General features: G+C 44.3%; 8 protein-coding genes. All 8 read left to right on the forward strand.

Annotated elements, in window-relative coordinates:
* The first annotated feature begins 71 nt into the window (after positions 1 to 71).
* The 8 genes from C511_RS0105135 to C511_RS0105175 all read left to right on the forward strand — a co-directional run bounded on the left by C511_RS0105135 (position 72) and on the right by C511_RS0105175 (position 20,166).
* Entirely contained in the window at positions 72 to 4,190 is a 4,119-nt protein-coding gene (locus C511_RS0105135) for a hybrid sensor histidine kinase/response regulator transcription factor (protein WP_027317890.1), read from the forward strand.
* Between the two features lie 8 nt (positions 4,191 to 4,198).
* Positions 4,199 to 6,613: an alpha-L-arabinofuranosidase C-terminal domain-containing protein gene (locus C511_RS0105140; protein WP_024996392.1), complete on the forward strand. Its 2,415-nt coding sequence runs from the start codon at positions 4,199 to 4,201 to the stop codon at positions 6,611 to 6,613.
* A 438-nt stretch (positions 6,614 to 7,051) separates the two neighbouring features.
* On the forward strand, positions 7,052 to 10,300 hold the full coding sequence (locus C511_RS0105145) for a SusC/RagA family TonB-linked outer membrane protein (RefSeq protein ID WP_024996391.1): 3,249 nt from the start codon (positions 7,052 to 7,054) through the stop codon (positions 10,298 to 10,300).
* A gap of 14 nt (positions 10,301 to 10,314) precedes the next feature.
* The gene (locus tag C511_RS0105150; RefSeq protein WP_024996390.1) at positions 10,315 to 12,345 is read left to right on the forward strand and encodes a RagB/SusD family nutrient uptake outer membrane protein; all 2,031 of its coding nucleotides are present in this window, start codon (positions 10,315 to 10,317) and stop codon (positions 12,343 to 12,345) included.
* Positions 12,346 to 12,509: 164 nt separating this feature from the next.
* Positions 12,510 to 14,423: a family 43 glycosylhydrolase gene (locus C511_RS0105160; RefSeq protein WP_027317891.1), complete on the forward strand. Its 1,914-nt coding sequence runs from the start codon at positions 12,510 to 12,512 to the stop codon at positions 14,421 to 14,423.
* A gap of 24 nt (positions 14,424 to 14,447) precedes the next feature.
* Positions 14,448 to 15,695 (forward strand): DUF2264 domain-containing protein, encoded by a 1,248-nt coding sequence (locus C511_RS0105165; protein ID WP_394356830.1) that lies wholly within the window; start codon positions 14,448 to 14,450, stop codon positions 15,693 to 15,695.
* Positions 15,696 to 15,710: 15 nt separating this feature from the next.
* Entirely contained in the window at positions 15,711 to 18,839 is a 3,129-nt protein-coding gene (locus tag C511_RS0105170) for a glycoside hydrolase family 2 TIM barrel-domain containing protein (protein WP_027317893.1), read from the forward strand.
* Between the two features lie 13 nt (positions 18,840 to 18,852).
* Entirely contained in the window at positions 18,853 to 20,166 is a 1,314-nt protein-coding gene (locus C511_RS0105175; protein WP_034781670.1) for an alpha-l-rhamnosidase, read from the forward strand.

Below are 20,166 nucleotides of genomic sequence, written 5' to 3' on the forward strand. Positions count from 1 at the left end.
GACTATAATTCTACCTTGCTATTGGGCAAAATAACGTATATTTGCGTCATTGGTTTACTAAAATCTGAGATATGCAAAAACGCTGTTTTGCCCAATATATTACTTGGTTGTTCTTTTTGATCACCGCCATCGTTTCTGTTCATGCTGAAAATCGTGATTTGATCACTCGTTTGAAGTTCAAACAACTCTCTACCATTAACGGTTTGCCTACCAATGAAGTCCGACGCCTCTACCAAGATAAAGACGGATACATCTGGATTGCCACAACAAGCGGACTCTGCTTGTATGATGCGTATCAGGTAAAAATATACAAATCGAATTTATACTCTCCCAATTTGTTTAGCAACAACAACATTCGCTGTGTGTCTGAAGATAATGATCATAACCTGTGGATAGGAACCAATAACGGGGTGAATATACTCAATAAGCGAACAGGAGCTATTCGCCAGATACTCGATAATCGTTTTCACAATAGTGTGGTCAATACCATCAAGACCACCCGTTCGGGAGTCACTTTCATCGGGACAGACCGGGAGTTGTTTCGCTACGATGCCCATTTGGATTCTTGTGTTATATGTGTGTCGGAAACCGATAAAGATCTTAATTCACGCTTGTACAATGTGCAACATTTATATGAAGACTCACAGGATCAGTTATGGATAGCCACTAGCTACGGACTGATTCGATATGATGTAGCACGCAACAAATATCATCTTTACTCGCTTCCTTCCGCACACTTTGTTTTCGAAGACAGTAAACACCGCATCTGGGTTGGAACGTATGGATCCGGATTATATCTGATGGAAAATCCTTACCAGCCGAGTGAGGTTGTGTGGCATTCGTTTAATCATCGTTCGGGTGATGCCAATAGTTTGGGAGATAACGTGGTGTATGCCATGGAAGAAGATCTGAATACGAAAACACTCTGGGTAGGTACCCGCAGTGGTCTCTCAATCCTTGATTACAAACCATCCGGTACACAGTTTATCAATTACCAGCCCGGACGCAATTCTTCCTTTTTCTCCTTTAATGAAGTGAATGCCATTATCCGAGACAACCAGGGAATTATGTGGCTGGGTATGCTTGGAGGAGGCGTGGGGTATGTTTCAACTAACAAACCGATGTTTCAGCTGGATGCTTTGCCCGATGTGAAAGAAACACTGACGTCAAACGCGGTAAGAAGTATTTTAGTTGATCATACCGGTATGCTCTGGATGGGTATCGGTAGCTATGGTTTCATCGTGAAGAATCCGAAGACCGGTGAGTGGAAACACTATAGAGACTACCCCGATTTTGCTGAGTATCCCGATTTACCAACTATCAATACATTTATGCAGTCGCGTTACGATCACAAAATATGGCTTGGAACGTTTAATTCAGGGATTTATATTTTTGATGGGAGTCAAAGACCGGGACACCGCGTGAGTCGCATTGCCCAGTATACGCATGGCTGGCTACCCAGTTCGTGTGTATACGGTATAAAAGAAGATTCAAACCGCAATTACTGGATTGCCACCCGGTCGGGACTTGCCTTATACACGGCTGCCCGTAAAGGGTACAACCTCACGCAGAATGTTTACCCCGGCTTTTTCTATTGTGTGGAGCAAGATAGTAAAGGATATATTTGGGCGGGCAGCGGAAGTTATGGAGTTTTGCGGATTACTTCCTCGGGCTCTGCTCCGGAAGATGTGCGCTTTACCGAATACTCACCTCGAAATGGTAAACTGAACTGTTCTGATGTACAATGTATTTATCAGGATAGTAAGAAGAGGCTTTGGCTGGGAACGGATGGAGGCGGACTCAACCTTTATGATGCTGCTCAGGATAAGTTTGTAGCCGTTAGCTCGTTGCTGAATATTCCCGGTGACGGAGTTTTCTCTATTCAGGAAGATAAATTGGGTAATTTATGGATGGGAACCAATGTCGGATTAATCAAACTCTCCATTCAAAACGGTGTGGACAAGGGAACTTATCGACTTTACACCCGTGAGTTCGGCTTACAGGGAAACATCTTTTTGAGAGGTGCTTCTTTTAAATCAAAATCGGGTGAACTATTCTTCGGTGGTCACAACGGTTACAACTATTTTTATCCCGAATCGGTGAAAGACAATGGCATTCAACTGCCTATTGCTATTACTGATATAAAGATCTACAACCAGTCGTGGGGGGCGCTAGATAAAGAAACAAAAAGCGAAATATCTAAGTATGCGCCCGGTTATACACAAGAAATTGTACTTGATTATAACCAAAATAACTTCAGCATTGAGTTTGCTGCGTTGAATTATGTGGCGCCTATGCAATGCATGTATGCCTATCGCTTGAAGGGTTTCGATAAACAATGGCAATACACCGATGCCTCCCGACGCTTTGCCTATTACAATAACCTGGATGCCGGAACGTATGAATTTGAGCTCAAAGCTTCGAATGAAGGAGGAATCTGGACCGATAAACCATTGTCTATCAAGGTGGTCATTTTACCTCCTCCCTGGAAAACATGGTGGGCTTATACCATCTATTTTATTTTACTGATTGGTATTGCCTATTACTTCTATAAGGTTGCCAAAAACCGTATAGCGCTTAAGAATTTGGTTCATCTCAAAGAAATAGAACGTTCCAAATCTGAAGAATTAAACCATGCCAAATTACAATTCTTTACGAACATAACCCACGAGTTATTAACTCCGCTTACGATTATATCGGCTACGGTTGACGAGTTGAAGATGCAGGCACCTCAACATACTGATTTGTATGGGGTAATGAACAATAACATCAGACGATTGATTCGTTTGCTGCAACAAATATTGGAGTTCCGTAAAGCGGAGACCGGCAATCTGAAATTAAAAGTATCGCCGGGTGACGTAGCTGCCTTTGTGAAGAATGAAGCTGAATGTTTCTTACCTTTAGTTAAGAAGCGTAAGCTGCATTTCTCTGTTATTTGTGATCCGGAGTCCATCATGGGATATTTTGATCCGGATAAACTCGATAAGATATTATATAACTTGTTATCGAATGCAGCTAAATACAATAATGCAGGTGGGTTTGTACAAGTCAACCTGTCGTATGACAGTGATAAAGACTTTATCCTTTTACGAGTACGAGACAACGGCAAGGGCATTTCCGAGGAAGGAAAGAAGAATCTTTTCAAGCGATTTTATGAAGGAGATTACCGTAAATTTAATACCATTGGAACCGGCATTGGTTTGGCGTTGACAAAAGACTTGGTTGAGCTGCACGGCGGAAGCATTTCTGTGGAGAGCGAAATTGATAAAGGAACTACTTTCTTTGTCAGGTTGCCTATAGACAAGTCTTACTTCAAGGATGAAGAGGTAGACGAAGAAACCCTTCCTGTACAGAAAACTATTTCGGGTATGGATGATAACACGAGCCATGTTGTACGGGCAAGTGGGAACAAGCCTCATTCGATCTTATTGCTGGAAGATAACAATGAACTGCTTCAGCTAATGGTTAGGTTGCTGGGGCGCGATTACAATGTGTTTACCGGAGCTAATGGAAAAGAAGGATTAGAAATACTGGAAAACGAAGACATTGATTTGGTCGTTTCTGATATTATGATGCCCGAGATGGACGGAATTGAAGTGTGCCGTTACATAAAAGAACGGTTAGACTACAGCCACATACCCATTATACTGTTGACAGCCAAGAACACTGAAGAAGACAGAGCGGAAGCTTATGAATCGGGTGCAGACGCTTTCATCAGCAAGCCCTTTAACCTGCCTGTGTTGCATGCACGCATTAAGAATTTGCTGAAGTATAAAGAACGTATGGCACGTGATTTCAAGAATCAGCTTGTTTTTGAAGTGAAAGATTTGCATTACACCAGTCTGGATGAAGAGTTTATGCAGCGTGCTATCGAATGTGTGAATAAACATTTGAGCGATCCCGATTTTGACCAGCCCCAGTTTATAGACGAGATGGGAACAAGCAAATCAACGTTATACAAAAAACTCAAATCGCTTACCGGACTTAATACATCAGCCTTTATTCGTAACATTCGTTTAAAAGCTGCTTGTCAGATCATGGAGGAGAAACATTCCATACGTATATCCGAATTGGCTTATGCGGTAGGGTTTAATGATCCTAAATACTTTAGTGCCTGCTTTAAAAAAGAGTTCGGCATGCTCCCCTCAGAGTATATTGAGCGTTTTGTACCCGATAATACCACTTTATAACAATTACCATGAAAAAACACATGCTGAGCATCATGCTTTTATTATCTGCCGGTTGGGTTTGCGCAAACCAGCCCGACTCCGTTTATGTGAAAGGATATACCACGGCTAAAAACAACTACAAAGACGGATTGCACCTTGCTTATAGTATCGATGGGAAACATTGGCAGCCTGTAGCCGATGAGTTTTCATTTCTGAAAAGCGATTACGGTCGCTGGGGAGCAGAGAAGCGAATGATTAACCCGCAGCTGTTACGTGCACAGAATGGTACGTGGCATTGTCTTTTTGACGTGAATGAACGCGATGGAGTAGTAGGTGTGGCTTCGTCCAAGGATTTGATTCTTTGGACGCCGCAAGATTATTATGTAGGCAACTCCGGTGAGGTAGATAAATACCTGCTCTCACAAGGTCTTGATAAGAAATCAAATACTGTGTTTAAAGTTCCTTATCAGGTAGTGCAGCGATTAGTAGATCACAGCATGGTAACCGCATACAAGAATGAAAAAAATGCTGAAACGGCAGAAAGCTTTGCTGCCCGTCATGCTGATTTGAAACCTGTTAGTGCTACGCTTAACATCAACCAAGAAGACAGAAAACCTATTAGCGACAAGCTCATAGGCGTATTCTTTGAAGATATTAATTATGCAGCCGACGGTGGGTTGTACGCCGAGCTGATACAAAACCGTGATTTTGAATACACGAGCAAAGACAAGAAAGAATGGAACAGTCTCACCGCATGGACAAGCAAGGGCTCGGTGCGTGTTGAAACCGCCAACCCTCTGCACGATAACAACAAACATTACGCCTTGCTGGGCAGCGGACAAACTCTGATTAATGAAGGTTTTAACGGCATTGCCATTCAAACGGGCGAGAAATATGATTTCTCTGTGTTTGTTAAGGCTTCTTCTGCATCCTTGTTTTCTGTGAGACTAATCGATGCAGCCGGTAAGTCCCTGTCGAACGAGTTAGTGTTATCTGCGACTTCACGTTCGGCTGCCAATGGCTGGAAGAAAATAGAGAAAGTGCTTACGGCAACAGCTACGGTTCCCGATGCCCGATTGGAGATTAAAGCAGTGAAGGTAGCTTCCGATGAGCAGCTTGCAGTAGATATGGTTTCACTGTTTCCACAAAAAACATTTAGGAACCGCAAGAACGGACTGCGCAAAGATCTGGCACAGATGATAGCCGATATTAAACCGCGTTTTGTACGTTTTCCCGGAGGATGTGTAGCTCACGGAAACGGTATGGACAATATCTATAATTGGAAGCATACCATCGGCAAACTAGAAGAACGCAAGCCCGATTTTAACCTTTGGGGGTACCATCAAACCAAAGGATTGGGATATTTTGAGTATTTTCAATATTGTGAAGACATCGGGGCGGAACCGTTACCTGTTTTGGCTGCCGGCGTACCTTGTCAGAACTCCGCTCACAATCATGCTACCGGTTTGGCGGGACAACAAGGAGGCATTCCGATGGAGCACATGGACGAGTATGTTCAAGATGTGCTGGATTTGATAGAATGGGCTACTGGCGACAAGTCGACCGTTTGGGGACGTAAGCGTGCTGAGGCGGGACATCCCAAACCTTTTCACCTGAAATACCTCGGAATAGGCAATGAAGACTTAATCTCTACAGCCTTCAAAGAACGGTTTGACATGATTTACAAAGCAGTAAAAACCCAGTATCCCGAGATAACGGTCATTGGTACGGTAGGACCTTTCTACGAAGGTTCCGATTATGAGTTTGGGTGGGATTTCGCTTCCAAACTTGAGGTACCTATGGTTGATGAACACTATTACGTAGCCCCAACCTGGATGATTAATAACCAGCGTTATTATGATAAGTATGATCGTAACAAGCCTAAAGTCTACCTGGGCGAATATGCCACTTGGGGCAATACCCTTTACAATGCACTGTCCGAAGCCCTTCATTTGTGCAACGTAGAGCGAAATGCAGACATTGTTTCCATGACCTCGTATGCTCCTTTATTGGCAAAAGAAGGTTTTACGCAGTGGAATCCGGATTTGATTTACTTCAATAACACCGACGTAAATCCTACGATTAATTACGAAGTACAAAAACTGTTTGGAAATTATTCCGGTGAGGAATACATAGCTAGTGATTTAACGGTTGATAACCCGAGTGCCGAGATACAAAAACGGATCGTTCAATCTGTTGTGCGCAACAAAGAAAACGGCAATCTTATCGTTAAGTTGGTGAATTTGCTTCCGGTTGAAACAACCGTTGAGCTGTCAAACCTGAAAATTCAGGGAAGCGTCATAAAGCGGACGGTTTTAAGAGGAAACCCATCCGATAAGAAAGCTGTTCCTGTTTCAGACCGATGGGTACCGAATGAAGATAAGATAATACTTCCGGCTTATTCTTTTGTCGTACTTGAACTCATTCCGCCTTTTGCTACATAAAATGCGTGAAAAAAAGTATCACCAAGTATCACCAACCGCGTAGTAGACTGTCTTACAGGTTACTATGTGTGATACTTGCCTGAAATAAAGCCTCACCAAGTATCACCAAGTATCACCAATATTTGCTGGTGAACAAACCTCATCTCCACCCGGATGTATACACTTTGTACACCCCCATGTATATGGTCTGTAGATCCGGGTGTACAAGTATCCTACACCCCCATGTACACGAGGTTTCTTCACCGGCAATTCATCTTTATAAACCAAGCGTAACACTCATAGCACCTTTCAAATAGGTGGAATTATGGTTTAAAAAGGGTTATGAACCATAATTCTACCTTTTAAGACTCTGTATAAACCTTTATTAAAGTTAACGTACGTAAATTTGTCTCAGTAATTTTTTTGAATCCGAATGTTTAATCTTTAAATTAGAGTGCAATGAAAAAACAGAGACTTTCAGAAAGGCTTATGATTGAGAAAGTGGGTATCGCTTTAGCAATCTGTCTGGTCTTTCTGTTGAATGTTCAATTCCTGAACGCACAAAATTCAACAATTAATGTAAGAGGTGTAGTGACCGATGGATCGGGTGAACCCATTATAGGTGCCAGTGTGGTGCAAAAGGGTAATACCTCTCGCGGTACCATTACCGACCTCGATGGTGCTTTTACCCTTCAGGGTGTGCCTGCTACCGGTACACTCGTAATCACTTACATAGGTTACAAAACTGTGGAGTTGCCCTTGCGTGGCAAAACTCAGGTGAGCGTTAAGCTCGAGGAAGATACTAAAACACTTGAAGAAGTAGTGGTAGTAGGTTATGGTAGCATGCGTAAGAAAGATCTTACGGGGTCGGTCGTGCAGATTAACCCAACTAAAATTGCTGATCAGAACCCCGGTACTGTGCAAGATTTGTTGCGTGGTACACCCGGTTTGCAGATTGGTTACTCGTCTTCGGCCAAGAGTGAACCCTCTATTCAGCTTCGTGGACAGAACTCGCTTTATACTGAAGGTTCGCACAACGCACCTCTTATTATACTTGATGGTATGGCTTTCGGTGGCGAACTGAGTGAAATTAACCCCGATGACATTGCGCAGATTGACGTACTGAAAGATGCTTCTTCGGCAGCCGTTTACGGAGCCAAAGCAGCAAGTGGTGTACTCATTATTACCACTAAGAAAGGTAAGGAAGGCAAGCCAGTTATAAACATTGGTGTCAACATGGCTGCGAATACTAAGGCTGCCTATCGCGATGTGTTCAGTCCTTCGGAGTACATGACTTACCGTGAAGACTGGTTCAAAGCTACTACTTATGGTTATGATGAAAATGGAAATTGGGGTTACTATTCAAAAAGTAGCGGTGTTCCTGCAGGTTACTATGACCATTATAACAACCTCTCAAAGTATGGTACGACTTCTGATCAGTGGTCTACTTCCGGAGCCAAGACTTTGCAAAATGGTGAGAGCCTCGAATCACTCTACGCTCGTCGTATGGGTCTCGATGCCGATGCTGCTTTGGTGATGCAGAATTACCTGGCCGGCAAGACTTACGATTGGAACAAAGCTGTATTCCGTACCGGTATTAATCAGGACTATAACGCCAGCATTTCCGGAGCTACCGACAAAGTGAATTACTATTTGAGCTTCGGCTATCTGAATAATGAGGGGGCCATTCAGGGTGATGACTATCACGCTTTCCGCTCCAACATGAAGATTAATGCCAAAGTTACCAATTGGTTAGAAGTAGGAGCCAACGTAAACTTCCAAGATCGTAGCGACGAATCAAGCGCTGTGCCTCTGGGAAGCAACTATTGGGACAGTAACCAACTTCGTCAATCGCCTTACTCACTTCGTTGGGACGATGAGGGCAACGAATTGCAATATCCTACCAGTGGCAATCCAACGAATGGTGGTTATAACTATCATTTCGAAGATCAGTATAACGAATTGGAAAAGGGCTACACTGTACTTAACACCATCTTCAATGCGAAGTTGACACTGCCGCTAGGTATTACCTATCAGTTCAACATCGCTCCACGCTACCAGTGGTTCTATGATCGCTATTTTATGTCTTCCGAGTTGCCCAACAGCACGCCTGCCGAACGCGGCGTAAACCGTAACACATCGAAGAACTTTGATTGGAACCTAAATAACACCCTGACTTGGGATCAAACTTTTGACAAGCACCACTTTACTGTCACCTTGGTGCAGGAAGCTGAAGAGAAGCGCTACTGGTATGACGAAATACATGCCCGCAACATTACTCCTTCCGACGCGCTTGGATTCCACTACGTTTCTGGGGCCGACAAGGAGCAAAGTTCTTTTTACACCAACGATACACATTCGCAGGCTGCCGCCTATCTGGGTCGTTTGTTCTATGGCTACAACGATCGTTATATGTTTACCGGTACTGTACGTCGTGATGGTTATTCAGCTTTCGGTTCGAATAATCCGTGGGCTACATTCTGGTCTGTGGGAGGTAGCTGGGTGTTCTCAGAAGAAAGTTTCATCAAACAACCTTGGCTGGATTATGGTAAGTTGCGCGTATCTTACGGTACAAACGGTAACCGTTCGCTAAAAGACACTTATCTGGCACTTTCTAATCTTTCCAATGGCGGAGTGATGGGCTATTACAACAGCGACGGTAGTGCGGCTGTTATTCAGGCATTGGAAATCAGTCGCTTGGGTAACCCCAACTTAGAGTGGGAAAAAACTACGGCTTATAATGTAGGTCTCGACTTCTCCGTATTGGACAGCCGCTTCACCGGTAGCGTGGAATGGTACTACAAAAAGACGCATGACATGATTATGAACCAACGCTTGCCTAACTTCACCGGTTTTAGCAGCATCACCACCAACTTGGGTGAGGTAACTAACTCGGGTTTTGAACTGACCCTCAACTCCCGCAACATGGAAATCAAGAACTTTACTTGGAATACCTCTTTCGGATTCTCTTATAATAAAAACCGCATCAATCACCTTTATTATGAGTATGACGAAAACGGAAAGGAAATAAATGATACCAGCAACAAATGGTATATCGGCAAGCCTGTTGGTGAAATCTGGGATTTTGAAGTAGACGGTATCTGGCAGCTCAACGAAGCAGCCGAAGCGGCTAAGGTGAACCAAAAACCTGGTGACCCGAAAGTGGTGAATCACTATACGGCCGACGATAAAGAAGACGGTACTCCCGTGTATAATGACAAAGATAAAGTGTATCAGGGTACCACAGCTCCTCCTATCTATTGGAACTTGCGCAATGATTTCACGTTCCTCAAGGACTTCACATTCTCTTTCTCCATGTATTCTTATATGGGTCACAAGAGCCAGGCTGGTTATTATTTGAACGGTGACAATTCCGGTTCTATGTTCACTCAAACGTCTAACACTTACAAGAAAGAGTACTGGACACCCGAGAATCCTACTAACGACTATGCTCGCCTGAATGCAGTAGGTCCTAGCGGAGCCACTGGTGTTCAGAAAGTTTACAACCGCAACTTTGTACGTTTGGATAACATCACCCTTGGTTACACGTTGCCTGTGAAGTTCACCCGCAAGTATCAGATAGAGAAAATACGCCTAACAGCCGGTGTTAATAACGTTTGCACGTTCGATAGCTGGGATTATGGTGACCCTGAAACAGGTGGCTTCTCAAATCGCCAATTTCAGTTTGGTATCAATGTTACACTCTAAAATCGTAAACCAATATGAAACAGTATATCAATACCTTATTATATAGAAGCAGCAAGTTTGTAGCTCTAGCAGCTACAATGACTGCTTGTACCGACTCGTTCCTTGAGCAAGACCCGCTTTCATTTTACGAGCCCACCGCTACTTACTCTACGGAATCAGGTTTGCAGTCGGCCCTCACCATGTGTGACAAGCAGTTGAAAACCTATATCCTCGATGGTAACTGGAACAACGTGGGACTTGCCACCAACTATTACCTAACCGACGTAGGTATGTATGCCAAGACCGATATGGGTGGTGGTTTCCAAGATAACTTCGATGCTAAACTGACTCCCACTTCGGGTATGTCGGGTGGTGGCGACGGTAACTTCATGCAGCGTTTCTGGGATCAGGGATTCAATGCCGTGAAGTACGCTAACTCTGTACTCTCGTACGTTGACAAAGTACAAGGCCTTGCTGATGACATTCGTGACGCTTACAAGGGTCGCGCTTATTTCCACAGAGCCTATGCTTACTATAACCTGACTTTGCAGTTCGGTGATATCCCCTTAATCACTAAACTGATGACTTCACCCAAACAAGACTACAAGTCTACCAGCAAAGAGGCCATCTTCAAGATGCTGGTGCACGATCTTGAGTTTGCCGTTCAGCACGTCCCTTCACAACAAAACATGTCGTATATAGGTATGGTAAATCAAGAAGCTTGTATGCACCTTTTGGTGAAATGCTATCTCGTGACGGGAGAATACGCTAAGGCAGAGCAGACCGCTACCGAACTTATCACCAATCATGGTTTGCACTTAATGTTGGAACCTTTCGGTACGTGGCAGCCTTCCGGCAACGAGAAGACATGGAAAGTTACCCGCAATGTTGTGTGGGATCTTCACCGCACACCTAACATTTGTCACTCGGCAAACAAAGAACTTATTATGCCTATTATTAACTCCAACGACCAGAACTTTACCACGTATAACATTATGCGTGCAAACTTCGCCCATTGGAGCAACAGTGTAATTCGCGATCCTCATGGTCTGGCTTCTCCGGCTTCCAACTATGCTCGTAATAATAGCAATTACAACGCCGAACTCGACTGGGTTCGTGTGGCTGGTCGAGGCATTGCTTTGAATCGTACTTCCTATCACTATAACAAAACTATCTGGAATTATGACGGTGAAACAGACTGGCAAGATCTTCGCCACAACCGCGAGGTGGGCAACTGGATGGAAATGGAAGATTTCAAATACAACAACCCCAAATCCAGCTGGTACGGCAAGAACTATCAACTTTACGCTACTGAAGACTATGGTAACAACGGTTTAGGAGGTCCTCTTGTTAGGAAAGGTGATATTCTTTGTTCAGATACTATCCGTAGTTGGTATCCTACGCCTCTTTATCAACTTTATATTCTCGATGCGGTAGCCGAGGCTAACCAGGGAGCCAACCAGTTCCAAGGTGCTCAAGGTAAAGGCTGTAACGGTGACATGTATTTGTTCCGCTTGGCAGACACTTACCTGCTGCGTGCTGAGGCTCGCTTCTATCAAGGTAATGCCAGCGGTGCGGCTCAAGACGTGAATGCCGTTCGTCAGCGTGCTAATGCCAAGAAGATGTACACCACTGTTACTATAGGTGACATCATGGACGAACGTGCCCGTGAACTTTATATGGAAGAGTTCCGTCAGGCTGAAATGGCTCGCGTTTCCTGGTGTCTTGCTAAGAGTGGTAAACCCGACGAATGGGGTAACACTTACGATATCAACACGTGGGATAAGCAGGATGGTACTGATCTCACTGGCGGTAGCTATTGGTATAAACGTTGCACCACTTACAACGTCTTCAATCGCCCGTATGGTAAGGGACAACAGGGAAGTCAGGCTTTTGAGTACAAGGTGAACAAACATAACATCTTCTGGCCCGTGCCTAACTCTGCCATTACTGCTAACAATAAGGCCGATCTTCGCCAAAACTTCGGTTATGACGGTTACAGCGACCAGATTCCTATGTGGACAAACTGGGAAGAAGCTGTGGCTGATGAAGGCGGTAGTAATTAATAACCTATTAGTTTGATCTTTTCAATAGGTCTTCTATAAATTTGTTTAACGGGTGGGGCAGGTCTCTCCTGGGTGAAAGCTTGCCCCGCCCTTTTTTCTTTGATGCACAGGTTAATACTATGCTGTATATAGGTTTCGACTAAATCAACAAACAACATAACAGGATGAGAAAGAAAATAATGGTAAAAGTGTTATTTCTGCTGTTTCTACTTGCTCCGGCAAACATGCTTGGGCAAAGCACATACAAACTTGTCTGGAGTGACGAGTTTAACAAACCTGGTAAGCCCGACAGTACCGTATGGAGTTTTGAAGATGGATTTGTGCGTAACGAGGAACTGCAATGGTATCAGCCTGACAATGCTTTTTGCGAAAAGGGCTTATTGATTATTGAAGGTAGAAAAGAGAAAGTAAGGAACACAGAATACAAGAAAGAGGGTAAGAGCTGGAAACAGGCACGTAAGTATGCTTTTTATACATCGTCTTCCCTAAAAACGGCCGGTAAAAAAGAGTTTTTATACGGACGGATAGAGGTTCGTGCCAAGATACCCGTTGGGGGAGGTGCGTGGCCTGCTATATGGACATTAGGCAATAACATGGAATGGCCTTCGTGTGGTGAAATTGATATCATGGAATATTACCGTATTCAGGGAATACCACACATCTTGGCTAATGCTGCCTGGGGCACGGATGCCCGGTATCATGCCATGTGGAACAGTAAAAAGATTCCTTTTGACTACTTCTTGCAAAAGGACAAGGAATGGGCTTCTAAATTTCACATCTGGCGTATGGATTGGGACGAAGAAGCAATCAGACTTTATTTAGATAACGAACTGCTTAACGAAATACCGTTGAGCCAAACCACAAACGGTTCGCTGGGCAATCATCAGAATCCGTTTAAACAACCTCATTATATCTTATTGAATCTGGCCCTTGGCGGGGTGAACGGCGGTGAACCCGATGATAAAGCTTTCCCCATGAGATATGAAATAGATTATGTCAGGGTGTACCGGAAAGAAAAGATGATTCGCTCGGGTGAGTTATGGCCCGATAACGAAGGCAATCATATTAATGCTCACGGCGGTGGCGTACTTCATTTTGGTAATAAATATTATTGGTTTGGAGAGCATAAGAGTGCCACAACCAGTTCGGCGCTGGTTGGAGTGACTTGTTATTCGTCAACTGATTTGTGTAACTGGACCAACGAAGGAGTTGCCTTGTCGGTTTCGGATGATCCTGCCAGTGACATCGTAAAAGGATGTATTATAGAACGTCCTAAAGTTATTTATAACAATAAAACAAAGAAATTTGTCATGTGGTTCCATTTGGAGCTAAAGGACAAAGGCTATGCTGCTGCTCGTGCCGCTGTAGCGGTTAGTGATCAAGCAACAGGGCCTTATCAGTTTATCGGATCTTTCCGTGCCAATCCGGGTGTTTATCCGTTTGATATGCCTCAGGAACTGAAAAATAAGCAGTTGAAATTGGAAGATTATAAGGAATGGTGGACTCCCAAGTGGTATGAAGCGGTGAATAACGGACTTTTCATTCAAAGAGATTTGGCCGGCGGACAGATGTCGAGAGACATGACTTTGTTCGTTGATGAGGATGGTAAGGCGTATCACATTTATTCTTCGGAAGAGAATCTGACGTTACACATTGCCGAGCTGAATGATGACTATCTGGGTTATACAGGAAAATACATGAGAGTGGCTCCTGCCGGACACAACGAGGCGCCTGCCATCTTTAAAAAAGACGGAATGTATTGGATGATTACTTCGGGTTGTACCGGTTGGGCACCCAATGAGGCGCGTATGTTCTCGGCTCCGTCTATCTGGGGACCGTGGACAAAACATCCTAATCCGTGTACGGGGGAAAATGCAAAAATAACATACGGTGGACAAAGTACTTACATATTAACGCTTCAGGGTGAGCCAAATAAGTATATCTTTATGGCTGATATCTGGAGACCGAAGAATCCCATTGATGCGCGTTACATCTGGCTACCTGTTCAGTTTGATGATAAAGGCGTGCCGTTCCTGAAATGGATAGATGAGTGGAGTCCGGCCGAATGGATAAAGTGAATTAATACCAATGTTTAAGATACCATGAAAATGAAACAGAACATTTTTGTATGGCTGCTATTGGCCTGTTTCTTACCTGTTCAGTTTGCACAGGCAAAGAAAAAAGTAGAAAAAGAACCCGACGACCGCACTTATTGGTGTAACCTGATGTATCGCATGGCTGCTCCTGTGTTAAGTAACATGAGTGAAGGCAAGCTGCAACAAAATATGCAGGTGGAAGTAAGTCCCACGTGGGATGGCAGAGACAAGGCAGTAACTTATATGGAATGTTTTGGCCGACTAATGGCGGGCTTGGCCCCTTGGTTAGCTTTACCGGATGACAATACTCCCGAAGGGTTTCAACGCAAGCAACTTCGCCAATGGGCATTGAAGGCATACGCTCAGTCGGTTGACCCTGCCAGTGCTGATTACTTGTTGTGGAGAAAAGAGGGACAGCCTTTGGTGGATGCGGCTTACATTGCCAACAGTTTTCTGCGTGCTTATGATAGCTTGTGGATGCCTTTAGATAGTCTGACCAAAGAACGTTATATCTCCGAATTTAAACAGTTACGTCGTGTGGACCCTCCGTATACAAACTGGTTACTATTCTCCGCTACCATTGAAACGTTTTTGATGAAAGCCGGTGCCGGTTCTGATAATTACCGCATCAATTCGGCTTTGCGCAAGGTGGAAGAATGGTATGTAGGCGATGGATGGTATTCAGACGGTCCGAGCTTTGCCTTTGATTATTATAACAGTTACGTGCTTCATCCCATGTATGTGGAATGCCTGGAAGTGGTAACTGATAAAAAGCAGAATTGGATTGCTCCCCGCAAACGTTTTGAAACAGCCGTGAAACGCATGCAACGTTTTGGCATGATATTGGAACGCTTCATCTCTCCCGAAGGTACTTTCCCTGTTTTTGGCCGTTCCATTACCTATCGCACAGGTGTGTTGCAGCCTCTGGCTTTGCTTGCTTTGCGTGAAGAATTGCCCCAATCTCTGCCCAACGGGCAGGTTCGTGCAGCTATGACTGCTGTCATCAAACGAATGTTTTCTTCGCCGGCTAATTTTAATGAGAAAGGATTTTTGCGTATTGGCTTCAGTTCATATCAGCCTAACATAGCCGATTGGTATTCCAATAACGGAAGCATGTATCTGGCTTCTTTGGCTTTCTTGCCGTTGGGCTTACCGGCCAATCATCCTTTCTGGACGGATGCACCGCAACCGTGGACCTCAAAAAAGGCGTGGGAAGGTGACGATTTTCCTAAAGATCATGCTTATTACGAATAAATAAAACACTGAAATATGAATTATCTTTCTAAACAATTTGTAGGTGGATTGGCTGCTCTGATGCTTGGCACAAATCTTTCCGCCCAGACACCCGACTGGGAAAATCCATCGGTATTTGCCGTGAATAAAGAAGCTCCGCGTGCTACGTCGTTGCCATACAATAACGAGCAGCTGGCTGTGAATGATGTTTATGAGCAATCTCCGTATTATTTATCGTTGAACGGTACGTGGAAGTTTCGCTGGGTAAAGATACCTGCCGAACGCCCTGTCGATTTTTACATGGAGAACTACAATACAAGTGATTGGGATGATATTAAAGTCCCCGGTAACTGGGAGTTGCAGGGGTATGGCATTCCTATTTATACGAATGTGACGTATCCGCATCCCAAGAATCCGCCTTTTATTCCCCACAACGACAACCCCGTGGGAAGTTATAAACGTTCTTTCGATTTGCCGGCTTCTTGGAATGGCCGTAGGATTTATCTTCATTTTGAAGCAGGAACATCGGCGATGTATATTTGGGTGAACGGACAGAAAGTGGGTTACAGTCAGGTAACAAAGAGTCCGGCTGAGTTTGACATTACTGCTTATGTAAAGCCCGGAAAGAATCAGGTTGCTGTAGAAGTTTATCGATGGAGTGACGGTTCTTATCTGGAAGATCAGGATTTCTGGCGCTTATCGGGCATTGACAGAAGTGTTTATTTATATAGTACCGACCAAGTACGCATAAAAGATTATTTTGCACTGGCCGATTTGGATCGGTCTTACAAGAACGGTATGCTGAATGTGACGGTTGACCTGAAGAATTACAAACAACAAATGGAGAGTGGTGTGGTGCATCTTTCTTTGTTGGATCAAAAAGGAAAATCGGTAGTTCAGCTTTCCAAACCCGTACAAGTAGGTGCTGGAGAGGTAACAAAGGTTTCATTCTCACGCAATGTTTCTTCGCCTGCACTATGGAGTAATGAAACTCCGGTGCTTTATACGGTTCTGCTTACACTGAAAGATAAGAGCGGACGGATTATTGAAACAACTTCCTGCAAAACAGGTTTCAGAAAAGTGGAGATAAAAGATGCTCAACTGATGCTCAACGGCAAGCCGCTGTTGGTTCGTGGAGTGAATTTGCACGAACATAATCAATATACAGGTCATTATGTGGATAAAGAAACCATGCTGGAAGACATACGCATGATGAAACGTTTCAATGTGAATGCCGTGCGCATGAGCCATTATCCCCAAAGTCCGCTGTGGTACAAGTTGTGCGATCAGTATGGTTTGTTGATTTGTGATGAAGCCAACATTGAAACCCACGGAATGGGAGCTGAACTTCAGGGTTGGTTCGACAAGAGCGTACATCCGGCTTATCTTCCCCAATGGGCACCTGCTCACAAGGATCGTGTGGAACGATTGGTTGAAAGAGATAAAAACCATCCGTGTGTTATTTTATGGAGTTTAGGTAATGAATGTGGAAACGGTCCCGTGTTCCATGAAATGTATCAATGGGTGAAACAGCGCGATGCTTCTCGTCCGGTGCAATTTGAACAAGCGGGCGAGCAAGAAAATACAGATATTGTGTGCCCCATGTATCCAAGCATGCGTTACATGAAGGAATATGCTGCGCGCACGGATGTAAAACGTCCTTTTATCATGTGCGAATATGCACATGCCATGGGTAATAGTACCGGAAACTTTCAGGAATATTTTGATGTTATCGCCACAAGCAAACACATGCAGGGAGGATTTATATGGGACTGGGTAGACCAGGGTCTTGCAACAAAAGATGAAAACGGCAGATTCTATTGGGCTTATGGTGGTGACTTCGGTTCGGCTCACTACCCGAATGAAGAAAACTTCTGTACGAACGGATTAGTATTCCCCGATCGCACTCCGCATCCGGGTTTATTTGAAGTGAAAAAGGTGTACCAAGACATTCTGTTTAAAGCTAAAGATGTGGAAAACGGAAGCTTGATTATTCAAAATCGCTTCTTATACACGGACCTGAAGAATTATAACTTTAAGTGGAAGCTGTTGAAAAATGGCGATGTTGCAGCTAGCGGTACTTTACAAGTTAGCTTGCCTGCCGGTTCATCCAAAGAGGTAAAATTGCCTTTGCCTGCTCTTCAACAAGAATCGGGAGCTGAATATTTGCTTAACGTGTATGCTTACACCAAATACCCTTCTGAAATGATTCCGGAAGGGCATGAGGTAGCTCGCGAGCAGTTTGTTCTGAACGGAAACTCTTATTTTGCCGGTCAAAAGAGTACGACTGGTGCAATTGATATGAAGGAAGAAAACAATGTGTTATTCTTTACCTGTGGTGATGTACGCATTTCATTTAATAAGAGAAACGGTGAGTTGAACGGTTACCGTTACCAAGATAAAATGTTGCTGGGACATGCACCGCAACCACAATTCTGGCGCGCGCCTACCGATAATGATTTCGGTAACCGCATGGGTATTCTTTGCAATGTTTGGCGTACTGCCGGACAAAACAAGGAGTTCAAAGGCATGAATGTGGAGCGAAAGGATGGGGCTGTAACGCTAACTTCTATTTATTACTTGCGTGATGTGGCTTCGGATTATACGGTAAAATATACGGTTTATGCCGATGGTCGTGTGGAAGTTAACGGTAGCTGGAAAGCTGGGAATATTGCTTTACCTGAGATACCTCGTTTTGGTATGCAGATGACTTTAGCGCAAGAGTTTGATCAGTTTAGCTGGTACGGCAGAGGTCCGTGGGAAAACTATTCGGACAGAAATACGGCTAGCTTTATAGGTAAATACACCAGTACGGTCGACGAGCAATACGTGGCTTACATCCGTCCCCAGGAGAATGGAAATAAAACAGATGTACGCTGGCTTACGCTAACTAACAAAGAAGGTTTTGGCCTACGCATTGACGGTTTGCAACCGCTCAGCGTGAGTGCACTTCGCAACTATCCGGAAGATTTTGATGCAGGACTGACTAAGAGTCAGCGTCACATCAATGATATAAATCCCCGCAAGGCTGTTGTTTTGCATGTTGACTTGGCACAGCGTGGTGTGGGAGGTGATAATAGTTGGGGTATGTATCCGCACGAACCGTATTTGTTGAAAGCAAAAGAATATACGTACGGTTATGTAATTAGTCCGGTTGCAAAGTAATAGTGTAAGGGTAATGGGTACGTTTTTAAGCAAAAGAATACTATCAGGAACTTTTCTGTTGTGCGTGTTGACCTCCTCTTTGTTTGCTCAGAGGTTGGTCGACGCGGGCAAAGGATATAGCCGTACATCGGTGAACACAACTGTTTTCCGCAACAATTCGCTGGTTACCTACCGCAATACGCAATACATTTCTTATTACGATGGCGATGGGTATCTGGTGGTTGGAAAACGCAAATTAAACAGTGATAAATGGCAACTCCGGCGCTCGCAATACAAAGGTAATTGTGCCGATGCTCACAACGTAATCAGTTTGATGGTTGACGGTGATGGCTATCTGCATGTGGCGTTCGACCACCACGGACATCCGTTGAATTACTGCCGCAGCGTAGCTCCGGGCTCTCTTCAGTTGGGTGATAAAGAAGCGATGACCGGTGCCGACGAGCAGAATGTTACTTATCCAGAGTTTTACAAATTAGCCGGCGGTGATTTGATTTTTGTTTATCGCTCGGGCTCTTCGGGAAGAGGTAATCTGGTGATGAATCGTTATAGCCTAGTCTCCCGAAAGTGGGAGCGGGTGCAGGATGTACTGATTGACGGAGAAAACCAGCGCAATGCTTACTGGCAACTCTACGTTGACGAAGCGGGAACCATCCATTTGTCGTGGGTGTGGCGTGAAAATTGGTTGGTGGAAACAAACCATGATTTGTGTTATGCACGCTCACGAGACGGAGGAAAGACTTGGGAAAAATCGAACGGAGAAACGTATGCTTTGCCAATCAACGCAACCAATGCCGAATATGCTTGTCGTATCCCTCAAAACAGTGAATTGATCAACCAAACCAGCATGTCGGCCAATAAGGAAGGACACCCTTTCATTGCCACTTATTGGCGCAGTGCCAACAGCAATGTTCCTCAGTACCGCCTGGTGTGGTTTGATGGTAAGCAGTGGCGCCAACAACAGGTAACACAACGTGTCACTCCTTTTAGTTTGAGCGGAGGGGGAACCAAGATGATTCCCATAGCGCGTCCCCGACTGGTTATCAACGAAAAAGGAGGGAAGTGCAAGGTGGCTTATATTTACAGAGATGAAGAACGGGGCAGTAAAGTCTCAATGGCCGTTACGGATAATGTGGAAAGCGGAAAATGGATGTTTTCTGATCTGACCGATTTTTCCGTTGAGGCTTGGGAACCTTCGCACGATACGGAATTATGGAAAAGCCGTCGCCAGCTTCATCTGTTTGTTCAGAAAACGGCACAGGGAGACGGAGAAAAAACGGTGGAACAGGAGCCGACTTCCGTTTACGTACTCGAGAAAATAAAAATGTAA

Origin of the sequence: Bacteroides graminisolvens DSM 19988 = JCM 15093, assembly GCF_000428125.1 — a bacterium.
Lineage (GTDB): Bacteria > Bacteroidota > Bacteroidia > Bacteroidales > Bacteroidaceae > Bacteroides > Bacteroides graminisolvens.

Excerpts from the sequence above, each read along its gene's own strand:
- C511_RS0105135 (WP_027317890.1), top strand. The coding sequence starts at position 72 with ATGCAAAAACGCTGTTTTGCCCAATATATTACTTGGTTGTTCTTTTTG.
- C511_RS0105140 (WP_024996392.1), top strand. The coding sequence starts at position 4,199 with ATGAAAAAACACATGCTGAGCATCATGCTTTTATTATCTGCCGGTTGG.
- C511_RS0105145 (WP_024996391.1), top strand. The coding sequence starts at position 7,052 with ATGAAAAAACAGAGACTTTCAGAAAGGCTTATGATTGAGAAAGTGGGT.
- C511_RS0105150 (WP_024996390.1), top strand. The coding sequence starts at position 10,315 with ATGAAACAGTATATCAATACCTTATTATATAGAAGCAGCAAGTTTGTA.
- C511_RS0105160 (WP_027317891.1), top strand. The coding sequence starts at position 12,510 with ATGAGAAAGAAAATAATGGTAAAAGTGTTATTTCTGCTGTTTCTACTT.
- C511_RS0105165 (WP_394356830.1), top strand. The coding sequence starts at position 14,448 with ATGAAAATGAAACAGAACATTTTTGTATGGCTGCTATTGGCCTGTTTC.
- C511_RS0105170 (WP_027317893.1), top strand. The coding sequence starts at position 15,711 with ATGAATTATCTTTCTAAACAATTTGTAGGTGGATTGGCTGCTCTGATG.
- C511_RS0105175 (WP_034781670.1), top strand. The coding sequence starts at position 18,853 with ATGGGTACGTTTTTAAGCAAAAGAATACTATCAGGAACTTTTCTGTTG.